Here is a 17,303-nt window from a genome sequence, read left to right on the forward strand (position 1 = left end):
AAGGGGACGACGATGGCAGGCAAGCCGCCCGCAGGGGACCCGGTCCAGGACGCGCCCGACGTCACCGCGCCGCAGCACGCCGCCGCCGGGCTGCCCGCCATCGGGCACACACTGCGGATCGCCCAGCAGCAGATGGGCGTGCGCCGCACCGCGCTCACCCTGCTCAAGGTCAACCAGAAGGACGGCTTCGACTGCCCCGGCTGCGCATGGCCGGAGCCCGCCAAGCGGCACCGCGCGGAATTCTGCGAGAACGGCGCGAAGGCCGTCGCCGAAGAGGCGACGCTGCGCCGCGTCACCCCCGACTTCTTCGCCCGGCACCCGGTCTCCGACCTCGCCACCCGCAGCGGCTACTGGCTGGGACAGCAGGGCAGGCTGACCCAGCCGATGTATCTGGCCGACGGCGCGGACACCTACCAGCCGGTGCCCTGGGAGCGCGCCTTCGAGATCATCGCCGAGGAACTGCACCAGCTGGCGTCGCCGGACGAGGCGGTGTTCTACACCTCGGGGCGCACCAGCAACGAGGCCGCGTTCCTCTACCAGTTGTTCGCCCGCGAACTGGGCACCAACAACCTGCCCGACTGCTCCAACATGTGCCATGAGTCGTCGGGTTCCGCGCTCACCGAGACCCTCGGCGTCGGCAAGGGCAGCGTGCTCCTCGAGGACCTCTACCGCGCCGACCTCATCATCGTCGCGGGCCAGAACCCCGGCACCAACCATCCGCGGATGCTCTCCGCGCTGGAGCAGGCCAAGGCGGGCGGCGCGCGGATCGTCACCGTGAACCCGCTGCCCGAGGCCGGACTCGAGCGGTTCAAGAACCCGCAGACCGCCCGCGGACTCGCCGGATCCGGCACCGCGCTCACCGATCTGTTCCTGCAGATCCGGATCGGCGGCGACCAGGCGCTGTTCCGCGCGCTGGGCCGGCTCATCCTGGAGACCGAAGGCGCCGTCGACACCGCGTTCGTCGACCAACACACCCATGGCTTCGAGGAGTTCGCGAAGACCGCCCGCGCCACCGACTGGGACGAGGTGCTGCGCGCCACCGGCCTGGACCGCCGGGAGATCGAGCGGCTGCACGAGATGGTCCTGGGCGCCCGCAGCATCGTGGTGTGCTGGGCGATGGGCCTCACCCAGCACAAGCACGCGGTGCCCACCATCCGCGAGGTGGTCAACTTCCTTCTGCTGCGCGGCAACATCGGCCGCCCGGGCGCCGGGGTCTGCCCGGTGCGCGGCCACAGCAACGTGCAGGGCGACCGCACCATGGGCATCTTCGAGCGGCCCGCCCCCGCCTTCCTGGACGCGTTGGAGAAGGAGTTCGGCTTCGCGCCACCGCGCGAACACGGGCTCGACGTGGTGCAGTCCATCCGCGCGATGCGCGACGGCACGGCGAAGGTGTTCTTCGCCATGGGCGGCAACTTCGTCGCCGCGTCCCCCGACACCGAGGTCACCGAGGCGGCGATGCGCCGGGCCCGGCTGACCGTCCATGTCTCCACCAAGCTCAACCGCTCCCATGTGGTCACCGGCGCCCGGGCGCTGATCCTGCCCACGCTCGGCCGCACCGAGAAGGACGTCCAGGCCTCGGGCGAGCAGTTCGTCACCGTCGAGGACTCCATGGGCATGGTGCACGCCTCCCGCGGCGGCCTGGCACCGGCGAGCGGCCAGCTGCTCTCCGAGCCCGCCATCATCTGCCGGCTCGCCCGCGCGGTACTCGGCCCGGACAGCGTCATCCCCTGGGCGGAGTTCGAGGCCGACTACGACCGGGTACGGGACCGGATCTCCCGGGTCGTCCCGGGCTTCGCGGACTTCAACACCAAGGTCCGCCGCCCCGGCGGCTTCACCCTGCCGCACGCCCCGCGCGACAGCCGCAGCTTCCCCACCGCCACCGGCAAGGCCAACTTCACGGCGGCGCCCATCGAGTACCCGCAGGTGCCGGAGGGCCGCCTGCTGCTGCAGACCCTGCGCTCGCACGACCAGTACAACACCACCATCTACGGCCTCGACGACCGCTACCGGGGCATCAAGGGCGGCCGCCGCGTCGTCCTGCTCCACCCCGAGGACGCCACCGCCTTCGGTCTGGCCGACGGCGGGTACGCCGACCTGGTCAGCGAATGGTCCGACGGCGTCGAACGGCGTGCCGAGGGCTTCCGCGTCGTCCACTACCCCACCACCCGCGGCTGCGCCGCCGCGTACTACCCGGAGACCAACGTCCTCGTGCCGCTGGACCACACCGCCGACACCAGCAACACCCCGGCGTCGAAGTCCGTCGTCATACGGCTGGAGGCCACACGTGATCAAAACCACCCCGCGCCGGCCACGCCAGCCGTCTGAACACCTGATAGGACGCTGCTACCGCAGTTTCCGAGGGCTGTGACACCAAAGGCTGGCGCCGCAGGCCCCCGGGCCCCCAGAGCGGTGCCGGCCCGGGCTCCGTGCCCGGACCGCACCGCGACCGACCGAAGACGATCGGAGCCGACCGACATGGGCGAGCAGGCCGCCACCCAGGCCCCCACCAAGTTCCCGCCGGAGATCATCGAGCAGTACGCCGGGCTCGGCATCGACCTGCCGTCCCTGTTCTCCGCCGGAACCCTGGGCAACCGTATGGGCATCCAGGTCATCGAGGCCTCCGCAGAGCGGGTCGTCGGCACCATGCCGGTCGAGGGCAACACCCAGCCGTACGGGCTGCTGCACGGCGGCGCCTCCGCGGTGCTGGCCGAGACCCTCGGCTCGGTCGGCGCCATGATGCACGCCGGCCCCCACAAGATCGCGGTGGGCGTCGACCTCAACGCCACCCACCACCGCGGCCTCCGCTCCGGCACGGTCACCGGCGTAGCCACCCCGGTGCACCGCGGCCGCTCCAGCGCCACCTACGAGATCGTCATCTCCGACGAGCAGGACCGCCGCATCTGTTCGGCCCGGCTGACCTGCATGCTGCGACCGTCCGCAGCCAACGGCAACCAGAGCGCCTGACCGGCGCGGCGGCCGATCTCGGGGGTACGCCCCCAAAGAATCCGCCGCCGCGGCGAGCACGCCCACGGCGTGGTCCGGCGCTGCGGGATCACCACAACCCGCCGGACCCGCACTACTGGCCGCGGATGGCCGCGGCCAGTTCCTCGGCGAGGTCCGGTGTCGCCGCGATGACACCGGACCAGCGGCGGTGCAGATCGGTGTCGATCTCCAGCGGCCTGCCGTACGCGTCCACGACGGCTCCTCCCGCCGCCGGGACCATCACCATCGCCGCGGCGAGGTCCACGATCCGGTGCGTCTGCGAGCCCGCGTCGGCGAAGCCGTCGATGGATCCCTCGGCGACCAGTGCCGCCTCCAGGCAGCTGGTCGACAAGATCCGTATCCGGCTTGCCCGTTGGGCGACCCGCCACCAGGCGGCCGCCTGGTCCGGGTCGTGCGGATGCGGCCGCAGCAGACTCACCGCCGCCCCGTCGAGCGCGGTGCGCCCGGTGGTGCGGTACGCGGTGGGCTGCCCGGCGACCGCGTGCCAGCAGCGGCCGGTGTCGAGCCAGCAGGTCAGCGACTCGGTGGGCACTCCGTCGTGCACCAGCGCGGCAGCGAAGGCGGAAAGCGGCACCCCGGCCGCGGCGTTCGCCGTGCCGTCCACCGGGTCGGCCACGAGCGTGACGGCCGACCCGTTGTCGATGACGCCGATCTCCTCGCTGAGCAGGTTGACCCGGTGCGCGTCGACGACCTCGGCGATGGCGGTGTCGACCAGGATGTCGAGCCGCATCGTGGGCGTGCCGTCGGCCCCGACCCGTACCCGCTCGGCGAGTCCCGCCCGGTCGTACCTCTGCCGGGCGGCCCGAAAGGCGCCGGCGGCCGCCCGGGTGGCGGCGGCGAGCACCGGGTGGGCCGCCGCCGGAACCTCGGGGTCGGGGACCGGCCACGGGATCATCGTCGGGTTCATCGCGTACCGCCCTCGCACTCCACGTCCACGGCCGCCCGCAGCACGGCCCACACCTCGGGCCACGGCGAACCGGGCCGCACCAGCGCCAGGTCGGCGCGCAGTCCCGGCCGCAGCGAGCCGCGGTCGGACAGCCCGGCCACCTCGGCCGGCCCCGCGGTCACCAGGGCGACCGCCGTCGGCAGGTCGGCGAGTCCGGCCGAGACGAGCTGGAAGGCCGCCGCCAGCAGCCCGGACGGCAGGTAGTCCGAGGCCAACGCGGTCACCAGGCCGAGCCCGACCAGTTCCCGCGCCGAGACGTTGCCGGAGTGCGAGGTGCCGCGCAGCACGTTCGGCGCGCCCATCACGATGGGCAGGCCGTGTTCCCTGGCGGCCCGCGCGGCGTCGACGGTGGTCGGGAACTCGGCGACCGCACCGCCCCTGGCGCACAGCGCCCCGACCGCTTCGGCCGAGTCGGGGTCGTGGCCGAACAACCGGATCCGCCCCGCCCTGGCCGACTCGCCCAGCCAGCTGAGGTTCCGCTCCAGCACCGCACCGTACTGCGAACGCTCGGCGATCAGCCCGTCGACGTGCTCCCTCGCCTGCTCCGCCGACATCCCGTCAGCACCGACCAGGTACTCCTCCATGTAGCGGCGGTCGGTGTACTGGCCCTGCCCCGGCGTGTGGTCCTCGTGGGAGACCAGCGGTGTGCCGACCGCCGCGGCCAGTTGCTCGCGCAGCGCCGCCGCGCCTTCCGCGGAACGTACGTCGAGCCGGTAGAGGAGCCGGTGGTCCACCGGCGCCGCGGTCCGGCCACCGACGGTCTCGCACAGCGCCTTTGCCGACCCCGGTGTGCGCTCGGTGCCGCGGCTGGTCTTGTGCTGGAAGCCGGCGCCGTGGAACACGGTGGTGACCCCCGCCGCCCGCAGCTTGCCCTCAAGCGACAACAGCGCGAAGTCCCACGGCAGTCGGGCCGACGGCCGCGGCTGGTGCTCGCGCTCCAGCGCGTCGCTGTGGACGTCGATCAGCCCGGGCAGGCACAGCAGGCCACGGCCGTCCACATCGCAGCCCGACCCGGCCACGTGCGGTTCGACGGCGGCGATCCGGCCCTGGCGGACCACGACGCGGGCGTCGTCGAGCACGGCGTCCGGCAGGACCGCGCGGACGTGCCCGAGGACGTAGTCCCGTGGCGGCGGGCCGAGCGGCCAGCCGGTCATCTGCGCTGCCAACGCGACGTCGCTCATGCCACCGCTCCCAGGATGTCCCGTGCCGGTCCCTCGGCGACGATCCGGGCATCCGTCATCTGTACGACGCGGGTCGCCAACTGCCGCATCGCGTCGAGGTCGTGGAAGACCGCCACTACCGCGACGCCCTGATCGGTGAGCGACGCGATCAGTTGCAGCGCGCGCTCCCGGTTCCGCGGGTCGAGCGCGGACACCGGCTCGTCGAGCAGCAGCAGCCTGGGGGGCCGTACCGTGCCGGCCGCCAGGTTGATGCGCTGCCGTTCGCCGCCGGAGAGCACGCCGCAGTCCACGTCCCACAGCGCCTCGTCGAGGCCGAGCCGGTGCAGTGACTCGGCGGCGGCGTCCCGGGCCTCGGCCGGGGCGAGGCCCCTGCGGCGCGCGGCGGCGGCCACCACGTCCAGCGGGCCGGTACGCGGCGGCGGGGTGAGGAACTGCGATACGTAGCCGATCTCCCGCCCGCGCAGCCGGGCCAGCGCACGGTCCGGCAGCGCGGTCAGCTCCACCGGCCCGTCCGGGGTGTGCAGCAGCACCGAACCGGAGTCCGGCAGGTAGCTGCGGTGGATGCAGCGCAGCAAGCTGGACTTGCCCGCGCCGCTGGGCCCGGCGACCGCCACGTGCTCGCCTGCCGCGACGTCGAGGTCGACGCCGTCGAGCGAGACCACCGTGCGGCCGTCGATGGTGTGCAGGGTGAACGTCTTGCGCAGCTCACGGACGGTCAACACGGCGCCGGGCCGGTCGGGTTGGGGTGTCGGCATGGTCTGCTCACCTTCGTGCCGCGGCGACGAGCCGCTGGGTGTAGGGGTGGTGCGGATCGCGGAAGAGCTGGTCGGTCAGACCGCTCTCGATGACCCGGCCGAGCTGCATCACGACGCTGCGCTCGGTCAGCGCCTCGATCACCGCGAAGTCGTGGCTCACCACCACCGCGGCCACGTTCCGTTCGATCAGCAGGCCGCGCAGCAGGTCGAGCACTCCGGCGGCGACCGAGGCGTCGAGTCCCGTGGTGGGCTCGTCGAGCAGCAGCACCGGAGGTTCGGTGGCCAGTGCCTTGGCGATCTGCACCCGCTGGCGCATTCCGCCGGAGAACGTGCCCACCGCGTCGTCCATCCGCGACAGCGGCACCTCGACCCGGTCCAGCAGTTCGGCGACGCGCCGCCGTATCGCGTGGTATCCGCGCCAGCCGGCGGCGGTCAGGCGTTCCGCGATGTTGCCGCCCGCCGTCACGTTCAGGTCGAGGCCCGCCGCGGGGTCCTGGTAGACGACCGCCATGGTGTCGACCCGCAGTCCGCGCCGGGCCGACGGGTCGAGTGCCAGCACATCGGTGCGTCCGCCGTCGACACCGGACAGCCGGACGCTCCCAGCGGTGGCCGTCTCGTCGCCGATCACGCAGCGCAGCACGGTGGACTTGCCGGAGCCGGACTCGCCGATCAGCCCGAGCGCCTCACCGGGCGCGACATCGAAGGACACGTCCCACGCCGCGACGACCGCACCGGTCGCGGGGCTGATCGCGGTGGCGTGCTCGGGACCGGTGCCCGGTACCGCGGCCGCGCCGCCGGGACCGTGCACCTTGCCTATGCCGTCCACCCGCAGCGCCCATTCGGGACCGTCCGCCGCGGCCGTCGGCCGCACGCCTGCGGCGGGACGGGGGGCTTCGGCGGTGTCCCGCGCCGTGGCCGCCACCCGGCGGCGCGGGTCCGGCAGCCAGGCGAGCGGTACCCGCTCCCGGTGTGCCGCGCGGTCCACGTCCCCGTCGGCGGCCCTGCCGCACCAGTCGGAGTCGCTGCACACGTACTGGCCGCCGCTCGCCTCGACCAGGAAGGTGTCGTCGCTGCCGCAGTACGCGCACGTCCCGTCCGGTATGTGCTCGACCTCGAACGGGACGTCGTCGAAGGTCAGCGGTTCGACGGCGGTGTGCGGGGGGATGGCGTAGATGCGCTTCTCCCGGCCCGCTCCGTACAGGTTGAGGTGTTCCGACATGTGCAGCCGTGGTACGTCCCAGCGCGGCACCGGGCTGGTCGCCATGACGTAGCGCCCGCCCACCAGCACCGGATAGCCGGTGGACTTGGTGATGACGCCGTTGCGCACCAGGTCCTCGTAGAGGCTGACCCACATCGCGGAGTAGTCCTGCTCGGCGTGCATCCGGGCGCACTCGGCCACCGACTTCTCCACGCCGCGCAGCGGTTCGGGCACCGGGACCTGGTAGACGACGATCTGCTCGGCGCCCAGCGCCTCCTCGGGAACGCGATGGCGGGTCTGTACCACGGTCGCCTCCCGGGTGTCCGTGGTGGCGGCGCAGCCCATGGTCGAGGAGATCATCCGGCGCAGGTTGGTGGCGTTGACCCCGCCGTCGTCGCCCTGGTCGATCACCTTGAGGACATCGCCGGAACCGACGACGCCGAGGGTGACCTGCAGTCCGCCGGAGCCCCAGCCCCGGGCGACCGGCATCTCGCGGGAGCCGAAGGGCACTTGGTAGCCGGGGACGCAGACCGCGGTGAGGGTGGCACGGCGGATCTCCCGCTTGGCGCCCTCGTCGAGGATGCCGGGCGGCGCGTCCGTACGGCCGTCGTCGAGCAGACTGAGCACACGGGTCGAGCCGGTGCGCGGCTCGCTGAGGCGCGCGGCCATCAGCACTCCTTCCCAAAGGGTTCTGGTAGGCGGGGATTCGGGTCATCGGTGCCCCGCGCTTCGCGGCCCGCGAGCTTGCGGTCCATCATCGAGCGGAACGTCACGTAGTGCGGCAGCTTCAGGTGCTCGAGGAAGCCGCCCGAGTCGAGCCCGTCCGTGGTCAGCAGCAGCAACTGCTCCAGCGAGCCCTCGTCCCCGAACCGGCGGTGGGCGATGTCGAGGTTGGCCATCGCGATCGCCTTGCGCTCGTTGTGGCCGAAGCACATCCCGTAGCCGATGTCGAACCGGGTGCGGTCCTCGTCGGCCCCGTCGAGGTCCTCGATCGCCTCCGCCTCGGTGGCGCGGAAGACCCCGACCACGACCGGGTTCCCGGTGTGCGGGTGGATCACCCGCAGCGGCAGTCGGCCGTGGCGCAGTTCGCCGAGCGTCACCTCGTGGACGGCTCCGTCGGGGCCGAGGATCGACCGGTACCACAGGCCCACCAGCGCGCCGGTCTCGGCCCGGGCCATGCTGGCCAGCACGGCGGAACGCGGCGCCGGCGGCCGGGCCGGCTCGCGCGCCACGTCGACCGGTTCGGGATCCGCCGCCGTGCCGTGGCGGTGCTCGACCAACAGGTCCAGCTCGCGCAGCAGGTCGCTGAAGCGGCCCGGGTGGCGCTGCTCGCAGGTGCGCTCCGGCGGGACCTGAGCGCCCGCGTCGTCGGCGGCAGGCGGCGGCCCGTCCGGCCGCTCCAGCAGCCTGCCGGTGTAGTCGGTGGTACGGCCGAGCAGTTGCGGTCCGCCCGGTGTCCGGTGGGCCGACACGATACGGCGCAGCACCACCATCTCCGCCGGTTCGACCGGCTCGCTCACCGCCAGCCTGGGCAGCGTGGAGCGGTGCGCCCGTACCAGATGGGCGGCCTCCAGCACATCGCCCTCGGCCTGCCGGAACGCGTCCGCGGCGATCGCCTCGTCGTACAGTCCCGCCTCGCCCATGATCCGGTCGACGGCGAGCCGGAACCGCAGCAGGATCTGCTCGGTCGACGCCCATGGAGTGGCAGCGTGGTCCCGCGCCCGGCGGACCAGCCCCTCGGCGGCGAGAATGGCGGACATGCCGCCGCGTACACCCGAGTACCCCATCAGATGACCTCCTCGCCGACCCGGGTGGTCCGCGGCAGCCCGGCCAACCGGCCCCGCGCGGTGACGAAGAGCAGGTCGATTCCGGTGGGGAAGCCGCTGCCCAGCCGGTCGCGCCAGGAGACGAAGCCGTCGGGCAGCCCGGCCACCCGCAGCAGGCGGGATCCCGGCACACCGGGTCCTTCGAGGCGCCACACCGGGCCGGGGCCCGCGGGCTCGGCCTCGATCTCGGGCACCCGGACACACACCAGCGCCGCGTCCTGCGGTGCCGCCGCGCTGCCGGTCCGGAAGGCGACCGGCTCGCCGTCGGCCAACTGCCGCAGCACGGCGACGAGTCGGGCGTCCGCCGGGCCGGTCATCGGCGCCGACGTCATGGTGCGCACGGTCCGCGCCCACCGGTCGCCGTTCTCCAGCACACAGGTCGGCGTCGCCAAGTCGCTGAGCGCCAGCACCGGAAGGAGCGCGGACGGCAGTTCGGCGAGTGGCCGCTCGGGCAGTTGCCGCGGTGTTCCCGGCCGGGCGAGTGCCTCCAGCACCGCCCGGAAGACCAGCTGCACCTCGGCGGGCGACAGCGTCGGCGCCTGTCCGGGCCTGCGCGCTGCCGCCTCGGGGCTCATCACGTTGGTGGTCACAGTTCCTCGAATTCGACGATGGTGGGCGCCAGCTGGGCCCATTCCTCGGCTTCCTCACATCGCATGCGGGCCGCCACCCGCTCGCAGAGCCGGGCGATCCCGCCCGCCGCGTCCCGCCCGGACTCGGCGGCGGCGTCCAGGACCGCCATGGCCAGCGCGGCCGCCCGGTCGTCGCCCAGCCGCATCGCCCAGCCCCGTACGCCGTCCAGCTCCACCTCGGCACGGCAGGCCAGCACATCGCCGATCAGGAACCGCTGGCGCACGATGGGCTCACGGACCTGGGCCGAAACGCAGCCCACTTCCGGCGCCACCACCACCACGGGATCCGGCCCCTCGGCCAGGCAGATATCCGCGAGTTCGATCAGTTCATCGGCAGTGGCCGCGGCGAGCAGTGCGCAACGCTCCTCGCGCGACAGTCTTCCGTTACTCAACATTGCCCTTTCGCCGATGGCCACGGCCCGTCCATCTCCACGACGATCCGCGAAGCGTCCGGACGCGACCACGAATTGCTGCACATCACAGGAGTGCCGTCCTGGGCGTCCCGGCTCACGCTTTCCACCAGCCACACCTGCCGCCCCTGTTCGATCTCCAGATTCGCGGCGACCTCGGGAGTCGCAAGATCGAAACTCACCCGGCACCAGGCGCGCACCGGCGCGACCCCGGCCATCTGGCGCAGAATCAGGTCGATTGACTCCACGGAATGCACCGCGGCATCGGCCTCCATCAGGACATCGGCCGGTATCCATTCATTGGTCCATGTCGCGAGCAGCCCGTCGACGTAGTACTGGCGCACCAGCAGGTGTGCCGGGTCGCCCGGCCGCCGTTCGAGCCGCTCCGCCAGGTCCTCCGGGAGCGGCTCCCGCCGTACGTCGCGGACCACCGCCCGCGGCGTACCACCCGCGTCCCGCACCGTCTGGTGCCACGACGGCGCCTTCCGCGAGGAGATGACGTAGTCGATCCGGCGGCTGACGAACGTCCCCGAACCCCGTACCCGGCGGACCAGCAACCGGCTCTCCAACTCCTGGACGGCCGCCCTGGCCGCCGCCCGACTCACTCCGAAGCGCGCGGCGATCTCATGCTCGCTGGCCACCCGGGTACCGGGCGACAGCCGCGCGAGCTCCACCGCGAGCGTGTCGACGATCTCGCCGTACCGGTTCTTGCCCATGCCTGGAGTCTTCGCGCCCGGCTTGTCCGGACAACTTCCCGAAAACCAACGGACGCGGCAGGGAAGATGAACGCCACCGGCAGTTGTCGCGCGTTTCTCCCGGCCCACCGCTGGCGCATACGGAAAGACCCCCGGGGAAATCCCCGGGGGTCTTCGGCAAATCGCCGCGGATTAGGCCCGTGACATCTCCGGAGCCGCGCGAACCTCCTTGTCCGCCTGCTTCGGCAGTGTGCAACTCCCGATTTCCTCAAGGCTGCGCCTGGCCGGCTCGGCGAGCAGCAAGGTGAAAAGAACGCCGAGCAGATAGAACCCGGCCGCGATGATCTCGGTGTCCCGCAGGCCGATACCGGCGAGCAGGATCGGCGACGCCAGCGCCCCTATATACGCGCCCAGCTTGCCGAAACCAGCGGAAATACCGTGCCCGGTCGTGCGCATACCGACCGGAAACGACTCGGCGGACAGGACCATCGTCCCGGCGTTGGGTCCCAGCGTGGTGCCGAACGACGCGAGTCCGAAGACCAGTGCGAAGGGCAGCACACTGCCGGTCAGGCCCGGCACCAGACCGATGGCGAGCAGCGCCGCACCGGACACCAGGAATCCGGCGATCTGCAGGCCCTTGCGGCTGACCCGGTCCATCAGCAGCACACAGCAGACGACACCGGTGACGCTGAACAGCACGGCCAGAATGAGGTTGATCGCGGTGACACCGCTCGCCGTGGCGTTCGGAGCGATGCTCTTCACGATCTCGGGCTGCGAGATGGAGTTTCCGTAGACCGCGACGTCATAGGCGAACCAAGCACCAGCCGTACCCAGCAGCGTGACGACAAGCCGCCGGTTCGTGAGGATCTCCCGCAGGCTCAGCCGCTGCCGCTGCCCAGGCGCGGCCGCGGTGACCCGCACCGCCCCCGCCGCGAACGCGTTCAGTTCACTGGCGGCCCGCTCGTGGTCGCCGACCACGGCCGCCGTGAAGCGCGGCGACTCCGGCATCCGCCGCCGGTTGTAGAGGACGGCGAGCGCGGGCAGCGCCCCGAGGCCGAGCATCAGACGCCAGGCCAGATCATGGTCGACACCAGCGGCGAGCAGGGTGAGCGCGACGATGAACGCCACCACCTGCCCGGCCGTGTAGGTGGAGAACATCAAGGCCACCTGGCGCCCGCGACTGCGCCGGTTGGCGTACTCGGTCATGATCGTCGCCGAGATCGGGTAATCGCCACCGATCCCGATGCCGAGGATGAACCTGGTGACGAGCAGCCAGGTGAAGTCGGGCGCCAGCGCGGTGAGGATCGCACCCACCGCCATGATCAGCGCCTCGATGCCGTAGACCCGCTTGCGCCCCACGATGTCGGCGATCCGACCGAAGACGATCGCACCGATGAACGAAGCGATCAAAGAGGTGCTGCCCACCAGTCCTACCTGGTCAGCCGACAGATGGAACTCCGGCTTCAACAGCAGCAGCGCTGTGGAGATGATGTTCAGGTCATAGGCATCGGTGAAGAACCCCATTCCCGATGTGATCGCGGCCTTCACGTGGAACATGCTGGACGGCGCTTCGTCGAGCGCGCGCCCGACCGGATCGGCCGCATGGGCGCTCGTAGCGGGAGCAGGCACAGCTTCCTCCTTCGGCTGTCGCATCAGATCGACAGGCGTACTGGCGGCACCAGGCTTCGACCGAACGGTTGCGTACACACGGCCGGCAGAAGTCGACGCACCAAACCCTCCCGGTCCGGCTCAGCCGGTTGTCCGGTACGCGCGCCCCCGCGCGACCGACCGCGACCGACCGCCGCGGCACCCGCCGGTGCCTACGGCCGCCCGTGCGGGGCGATGGCGAGGATGGCGACGTCGTCGTGCAGCGCCCGGGCATGCCGGGGCAGATCGACGTCGAGGAAGTCGATGACGTCGATGGGGGCCGGGGCCGGCCGACCGGCGAAACGGTGACGCAGCCGGTCGATCAGCGGGTAGAAGGACCCGGAGTGGTCACGGGCCTCCACGAGCCCGTCGGTGCAGAGCAGCAGGACGTCCCCGCGGGTGAACCGGTGGGTGTAGGCGGCCGGCGGGTCGGCGGACAGGGTGCCCAGACCGAGCGGCAGGGCGGGCGGCCCGGTCAGCGCGTGGACTTCGCCGCAGGAGATCAGCACTGGCTCGATGTGGCCGTGGTTGATGATCATCACATGGTTCGCGCGCGCGTCGTACTCGAGCAGGGCGGCCGTGACGAACAACTCGTCGTCAAGGACGGCGTCCGCCTCACGGGCGATACGGCGCTCCATGCTGACGGCGACCTGCAGCAGGTCGCCGGGTTCGTAGGCGGCCTGGCGGAAGCTGCCGAGGACGTCGGCGACGGTCCGCACGGCCTGCAGGCCCTTGCCGCGGACATCACCGATGATGGCGCGCTCCCCCGCCTCGGTCGCGCAGATGTCGAAGAGGTCCCCGCCGACCATGGTGCCCGCCTCGGCGGGGTGGTAGAGGCTGGCCGCGAGCACATGGCCGACCTGGTGCGGCACCGGCCGGAGCAAGGTGTGCATCAGCGCCTCGGCGACCGAGTTGGCGTGCAGCAGATGGGCTTCCTGGCGTTTGCGGTGGGCGGCCAACGCGGTGCCGAGGATGCCGACCAGGGTCGTGGAGACGTAGGAGGCGACGTAGTGCCGCTCCCACAGATCGTGCGCGCTGCGGCCCGCGCAGCACGGGGTACCGGCCAGCACCGCTTCGAACGAGACGGCGAAGACCGTGACGGCGGCGACGCCGACCGGGCCGCGGGTGAACGCGGCGATCGCGGGCAACGCGATGAGCAGGAAGCTCACCGGCCACTGTACGGGAGTCAAGGGCTCCAGCATCAGGATGGCCGCGACATACCCGGCGGGCAGCCAGCGCATCCAGGTCGGCGGACCGGGCACCTGCAGGCCCGCGTTGCTCAACCTCGCCGCGCGGCGGTGTTCGGCGATGCCGACGTCGCCGCGGTGTTGCTGGTTCACCTGTCACTCCCAGCGGTGGTGCAGCGGGTGTGCGGTGCCCAGAGAGAAGGTGAAGGCGTAACTCATGGCACCTGTGGCGTGGACGGAACTCCTGGGCGGCGGCATCTTCCTCGTGGCGGCGCCGGACGGGCCAGCGCTTTCACCATCATGTTCCCCGGCATCCGGTCGCGCACGGCCAGCGTCCGCCCCTGGGGCGTCGGGTGCACCCGACGCCCCAGGCGGAATCCCTCGAAGATCCACCCACCTGGTCCGTACACACGGGCTCCTGACACGACCATGATCAAGGCCCACAGCCTGACGCGGTAAAAGCGCCCAACCCGACCATTACGCCATCAGCGGCATGCCGCACCGTCAGGGACACCGGCCGTTCGAGCCGTCGCCGGACATCCCCACGCGTTCACCAGGCGGGCGTCGGCCTCAGCCCACGCCGCCCCGGCCGCTCTTGTCGTCGCCACCGCTGTTGCCGCCGACCTCGTCGATGACGGCCTGTGCCACCTGCTGCATCGACATCCGGCGGTCCATCGACGTCTTCTGGATCCACCGGAACGCGGCCGGCTCGGTCAGCCCGTACGCCGTCTGCAGCACGCTCTTGGCCCGGTCCACCAGCTTGCGGGTCTCCAGGCGCAGGGAGAGGTCGGCGATCTCCGCTTCCAGGGCGCGCAGCTCGGTGAAGCGGGAGACCGCCATCTCGATGGCCGGGACCAGGTCGCTCTTGCTGAACGGCTTGACGAGATAGGCCATCGCGCCCGCCTCGCGCGCCCGGTCGACCAGCTCGCGCTGCGAGAAGGCGGTCAGCATCAGCACCGGAGCGATGCGCTCCTTGGCGATGCGCTCGGCCGCCGAGATCCCGTCCAGAATCGGCATCTTCACATCAAGGATCACCAGATCCGGCCGGTGCTCCTCGGCGAGCTCCACCGCCCGCTGCCCGTCTCCGGCCTCGCCGACGACGGAGTACCCCTCCTCCTCGAGCATCTCCTTCAGGTCGAGGCGGATCAGCGCCTCGTCCTCGGCGATGACGACACGCGTCGTGTGCGGCGGGACGTGCGTGGGCTCACCTTCGACAGCGGCAGCCGGGGGCGTCGTCTCATCGGGGGCGTCAGCGGCGGTCACTGGGCTTCGGCTCCTCATTTCAGGGCGGGGGTGCATGCATGAGCCTACCTACGTCCTGTAGGTTTGAGTCATGGCGGGTATCCGCTATCCTTCATTTCGAAGGGGCCCCGGTAGCCCAACTGGCAGCAGGCAATGGATTCAAAACCCATACAGTGTCGGTTCGAATCCGACCCGGGGCACTCGCCTTCTTTTCCAAGGTCATCACATCGTTGATGATCTTCACCGGTTAGAGTGAACAACCCTTCGATTCGGCCATAGGTCATTGACTTTCCGCCAAGGTCGATCGCATGTACGACCTTGAGACGCGCAAACGCACACTGGCCCTCGTCGGCCAGGGCCGCAGCCTCAATTCGATCAGCAAGCAGACGGGGATCTCCCGCGCCACCATCCGCGCCTGGCAGGCGCGGATCGAGCCGCTACGGCAGCCAGGCGAGTGCCCTCGATGCGGGGATCAGCCCACCGCACCCCAACCCCCTCGTGCCTACGCCTACTTACTGGGCCTGTACCTCGGCGATGGCTGTGTCAGTCCCCACCCGCGCGACGGCCACTACCTCCGGATCGCCTGCGCCGACGCCTGGCCCGGGCTCATCGATGCCTGCGCCGACGCCATGCACGCCGTTCACCCGACAGGATCCGTTCACCGCCTGCAACGCGAGGGGTGCGTGAGCGTGGTGAGTTACAGCCGGCATTGGCCGTGCCTCTTTCCGCAGCACGCCCCCGGGAAGAAGCACGAGCGTCACCTCCAACTCACGCCCTGGCAGCGGGAAATCGTCAACGCCCACCCGTGGGATCTCGTCCGAGGGCTGGTCCACTCCGATGGCTCCCGGATCACCAACTGGACCGAGCGGACCACCGCCGGGGTGCACAAGCGCTACGAGTACCCGCGCTACTTCTTCACCAACAAGTCGGCGGACATCCGACGGCTGTACACGGACACCCTCGACCGCCTCGGCGTCGAGTGGAGGCAGGCGAATGCCTACAACATCTCGGTAGCCCGCCGCCCCTCGGTAGCCCTGATGGACCGGCACATAGGCCCCAAGTACTGACCCCAGCCGACTACTTCGGCGAATCGTCCTCGCCGATGCGGTGCACCCGCACCATGTTCGTCGTGCCCGGTACCCCCGGAGGCGAGCCCGCCGTGATGACGACCACGTCGCCGCGCTTGCAGCGGCCGATGCGCAGCAGCTGCTCGTCGACCTGCTCGACCATCTCGTCGGTCGTCTGGACCATCGGGCCGAGGAAGGTCTCCACGCCCCACGTCAGACTCAGCTGCGAACGGGTCGCCGGTTCCGGGGTGAACGCCAGTACCGGGATGGGCGAGCGGTAGCGCGACAGGCGGCGTGCGGTGTCGCCGCTCTGCGTGAACGCGACGAGGAACTTCGCGCCGAGGAAGTCACCCGTCTCGGCGGCGGCGCGGGCGACCGCTCCCCCCTGGGTCCGGGGCTTGCCGCGTTCGGACAGCGGCGACAGACCGGCCGCGAGCATGTCCTCCTCGGCCGCCGCGACGATACGGCCCATGGTCTTGACGGTCGCCACCGGATACTTGCCCACACTGGTCTCACCGGAGAGCATCACCGCGTCCGCCCCGTCCATGACCGCGTTGGCGACGTCGGATGCCTCGGCGCGCGTCGGCCGGGACGCGTCGATCATGGAGTCGAGCATCTGGGTCGCCACGATGGCCGGTTTGGCATTGCGCTTGGCGAGTTTGACGGCGCGCTTCTGCACCATCGGAACGGCTTCCAGCGGCATTTCGACGCCGAGGTCGCCGCGGGCGACCATGATCCCGTCGAACGCGTCGACGATCTCGTCCAGATGCTCGACGGCCTGCGGCTTCTCGATCTTGGCGATCACCGGGATCCGCCGCTGCTCCTCCGCCATGACGCGCAGCACGTCCTCCGCGTCGCGCCCGTTGCGTACGAAGGACAGGGCGATGACGTCGGCGCCGATCCGCAGTGCCCAGCGCAGGTCTTCCAGGTCCTTGTGGGACAGCGCGGGAACGCTGACGGCCACGCCCGGCAGGTTGAGGCCCTTGTGGTCGGAGATCAGCCCGCCCTCGATGACCATGGTGTGGACGCGCGGGCCCTCGACATCGGTGACTTCGAGGGTCACGCGTCCGTCGTCGACCAGAATGCGCTCGCCTCGGCTGACATCGGCGGCCAGGCCCTTGTAGGTCGTACCGCAGATCTGCCGGTCGCCTTCGATGTCGTCGACGGTGATGGTGAACTCGTCGCCACGTTCAAGGAGTACGGGTCCTTCGGCGAACCGGCCCAGGCGAATCTTCGGGCCTTGAAGGTCGACCAGGATCCCGACGCTGCGCCCGGTCTCCTCGGCCGCCTTGCGGACGCGGTGGTAGCGCTCCTCGTGTTCGGCGTGCGAGCCATGGCTGAGGTTGAACCGGGCGACGTCCATTCCCGCCTCGACCAGGGCCTTGATCTGGTCGTACGAGTCTGTGGCGGGGCCCAGAGTGCAGACGATCTTTGCTCGGCGCATACTGTCGAGCCTACGACCTACCTGCCAGTAGGGAGCCGTCTCCCGGAGAAGGGGGAACGTCCGCTCCGTTAAG

Annotated in this window: 15 protein-coding genes and 1 tRNA gene; 4 read left to right on the forward strand and 12 right to left on the reverse strand. The window is 71.1% G+C overall.

Features of this window, described 5'->3' with window-relative positions; translation table 11 throughout:
* The first annotated feature begins 12 nt into the window (after positions 1-12).
* Complete coding sequence (locus P2L57_RS15040; protein WP_275814204.1) at positions 13-2,325, forward strand: FdhF/YdeP family oxidoreductase; 2,313 nt, start codon at positions 13-15, stop codon at positions 2,323-2,325.
* A 150-nt stretch (positions 2,326-2,475) separates the two neighbouring features.
* Entirely contained in the window at positions 2,476-2,964 is a 489-nt protein-coding gene (locus P2L57_RS15045) for a PaaI family thioesterase (RefSeq protein WP_275814207.1), read from the forward strand.
* Positions 2,965-3,076: 112 nt separating this feature from the next.
* On the opposite strand, the gene P2L57_RS15050 is transcribed toward P2L57_RS15045, so the two are convergent.
* The 11 genes from P2L57_RS15050 to P2L57_RS15100 all read right to left on the reverse strand — a co-directional run bounded on the left by P2L57_RS15050 (position 3,077) and on the right by P2L57_RS15100 (position 14,740).
* Entirely contained in the window at positions 3,077-3,910 is an 834-nt protein-coding gene (locus P2L57_RS15050) for an inositol monophosphatase family protein (RefSeq protein ID WP_275814210.1), read from the reverse strand.
* Positions 3,907-5,130, reverse strand: a complete 1,224-nt coding sequence (locus P2L57_RS15055) for an alpha-D-ribose 1-methylphosphonate 5-triphosphate diphosphatase (RefSeq protein ID WP_275814213.1) — start codon at positions 5,128-5,130, stop codon at positions 3,907-3,909. The genes P2L57_RS15050 and P2L57_RS15055 overlap by 4 nt, the downstream gene beginning before the upstream one ends.
* A complete protein-coding gene (locus P2L57_RS15060) occupies positions 5,127-5,885 on the reverse strand; it encodes an ATP-binding cassette domain-containing protein (RefSeq protein ID WP_275814216.1) in 759 nt (252 codons plus the stop codon). Before P2L57_RS15060 ends, P2L57_RS15055 begins: the two co-directional genes overlap by 4 nt.
* A gap of 7 nt (positions 5,886-5,892) precedes the next feature.
* Positions 5,893-7,752, reverse strand: a complete 1,860-nt coding sequence (locus P2L57_RS15065) for an alpha-D-ribose 1-methylphosphonate 5-phosphate C-P-lyase PhnJ (RefSeq protein ID WP_275814218.1) — start codon at positions 7,750-7,752, stop codon at positions 5,893-5,895.
* Positions 7,752-8,870 (reverse strand): carbon-phosphorus lyase complex subunit PhnI, encoded by a 1,119-nt coding sequence (locus tag P2L57_RS15070; protein WP_275814221.1) that lies wholly within the window; start codon positions 8,868-8,870, stop codon positions 7,752-7,754. Before P2L57_RS15070 ends, P2L57_RS15065 begins: the two co-directional genes overlap by 1 nt.
* A complete protein-coding gene (gene phnH, locus P2L57_RS15075) occupies positions 8,870-9,499 on the reverse strand; it encodes a phosphonate C-P lyase system protein PhnH (protein WP_275814224.1) in 630 nt (209 codons plus the stop codon). The genes P2L57_RS15070 and phnH overlap by 1 nt, the downstream gene beginning before the upstream one ends.
* Positions 9,496-9,933, reverse strand: coding sequence for a phosphonate C-P lyase system protein PhnG (locus P2L57_RS15080; RefSeq protein ID WP_275814227.1), 438 nt, complete (start codon positions 9,931-9,933; stop codon positions 9,496-9,498). Before P2L57_RS15080 ends, phnH begins: the two co-directional genes overlap by 4 nt.
* Complete coding sequence (locus P2L57_RS15085; RefSeq protein ID WP_275814230.1) at positions 9,927-10,664, reverse strand: GntR family transcriptional regulator; 738 nt, start codon at positions 10,662-10,664, stop codon at positions 9,927-9,929. Before P2L57_RS15085 ends, P2L57_RS15080 begins: the two co-directional genes overlap by 7 nt.
* Positions 10,665-10,835: 171 nt before the next feature.
* On the reverse strand, positions 10,836-12,272 hold the full coding sequence (locus P2L57_RS15090) for an MFS transporter (protein ID WP_275814233.1): 1,437 nt from the start codon (positions 12,270-12,272) through the stop codon (positions 10,836-10,838).
* 191 nt (positions 12,273-12,463) lie between these two features.
* Entirely contained in the window at positions 12,464-13,630 is a 1,167-nt protein-coding gene (locus P2L57_RS15095) for a PP2C family protein-serine/threonine phosphatase (RefSeq protein ID WP_275814236.1), read from the reverse strand.
* Between the two features lie 417 nt (positions 13,631-14,047).
* The gene (locus tag P2L57_RS15100) at positions 14,048-14,740 is read right to left on the reverse strand and encodes an ANTAR domain-containing response regulator (RefSeq protein WP_275814239.1); all 693 of its coding nucleotides are present in this window, start codon (positions 14,738-14,740) and stop codon (positions 14,048-14,050) included.
* Between the two features lie 104 nt (positions 14,741-14,844).
* Between P2L57_RS15100 and P2L57_RS15105 the strand changes: the two genes are divergently transcribed.
* Together P2L57_RS15105 and P2L57_RS15110 are read left to right on the forward strand one after the other, a co-directional pair.
* Positions 14,845-14,919, forward strand: a tRNA-Leu gene (locus P2L57_RS15105).
* A gap of 108 nt (positions 14,920-15,027) precedes the next feature.
* On the forward strand, positions 15,028-15,786 hold the full coding sequence (locus P2L57_RS15110; protein ID WP_275814242.1) for a transcriptional regulator: 759 nt from the start codon (positions 15,028-15,030) through the stop codon (positions 15,784-15,786).
* 10 nt (positions 15,787-15,796) lie between these two features.
* On the opposite strand, the gene pyk is transcribed toward P2L57_RS15110, so the two are convergent.
* Positions 15,797-17,230 carry a pyruvate kinase gene (gene pyk, locus P2L57_RS15115; RefSeq protein WP_275814245.1) on the reverse strand — a complete coding sequence of 478 codons (1,434 nt, stop codon included), beginning with the start codon at positions 17,228-17,230 and terminating at the stop codon, positions 15,797-15,799.
* Positions 17,231-17,303: the final 73 nt, after the last annotated feature.

Origin of the sequence: Streptantibioticus ferralitis, from assembly GCF_029223525.1 — a bacterium.
Lineage (GTDB): Bacteria > Actinomycetota > Actinomycetes > Streptomycetales > Streptomycetaceae > Streptantibioticus_A > Streptantibioticus_A ferralitis.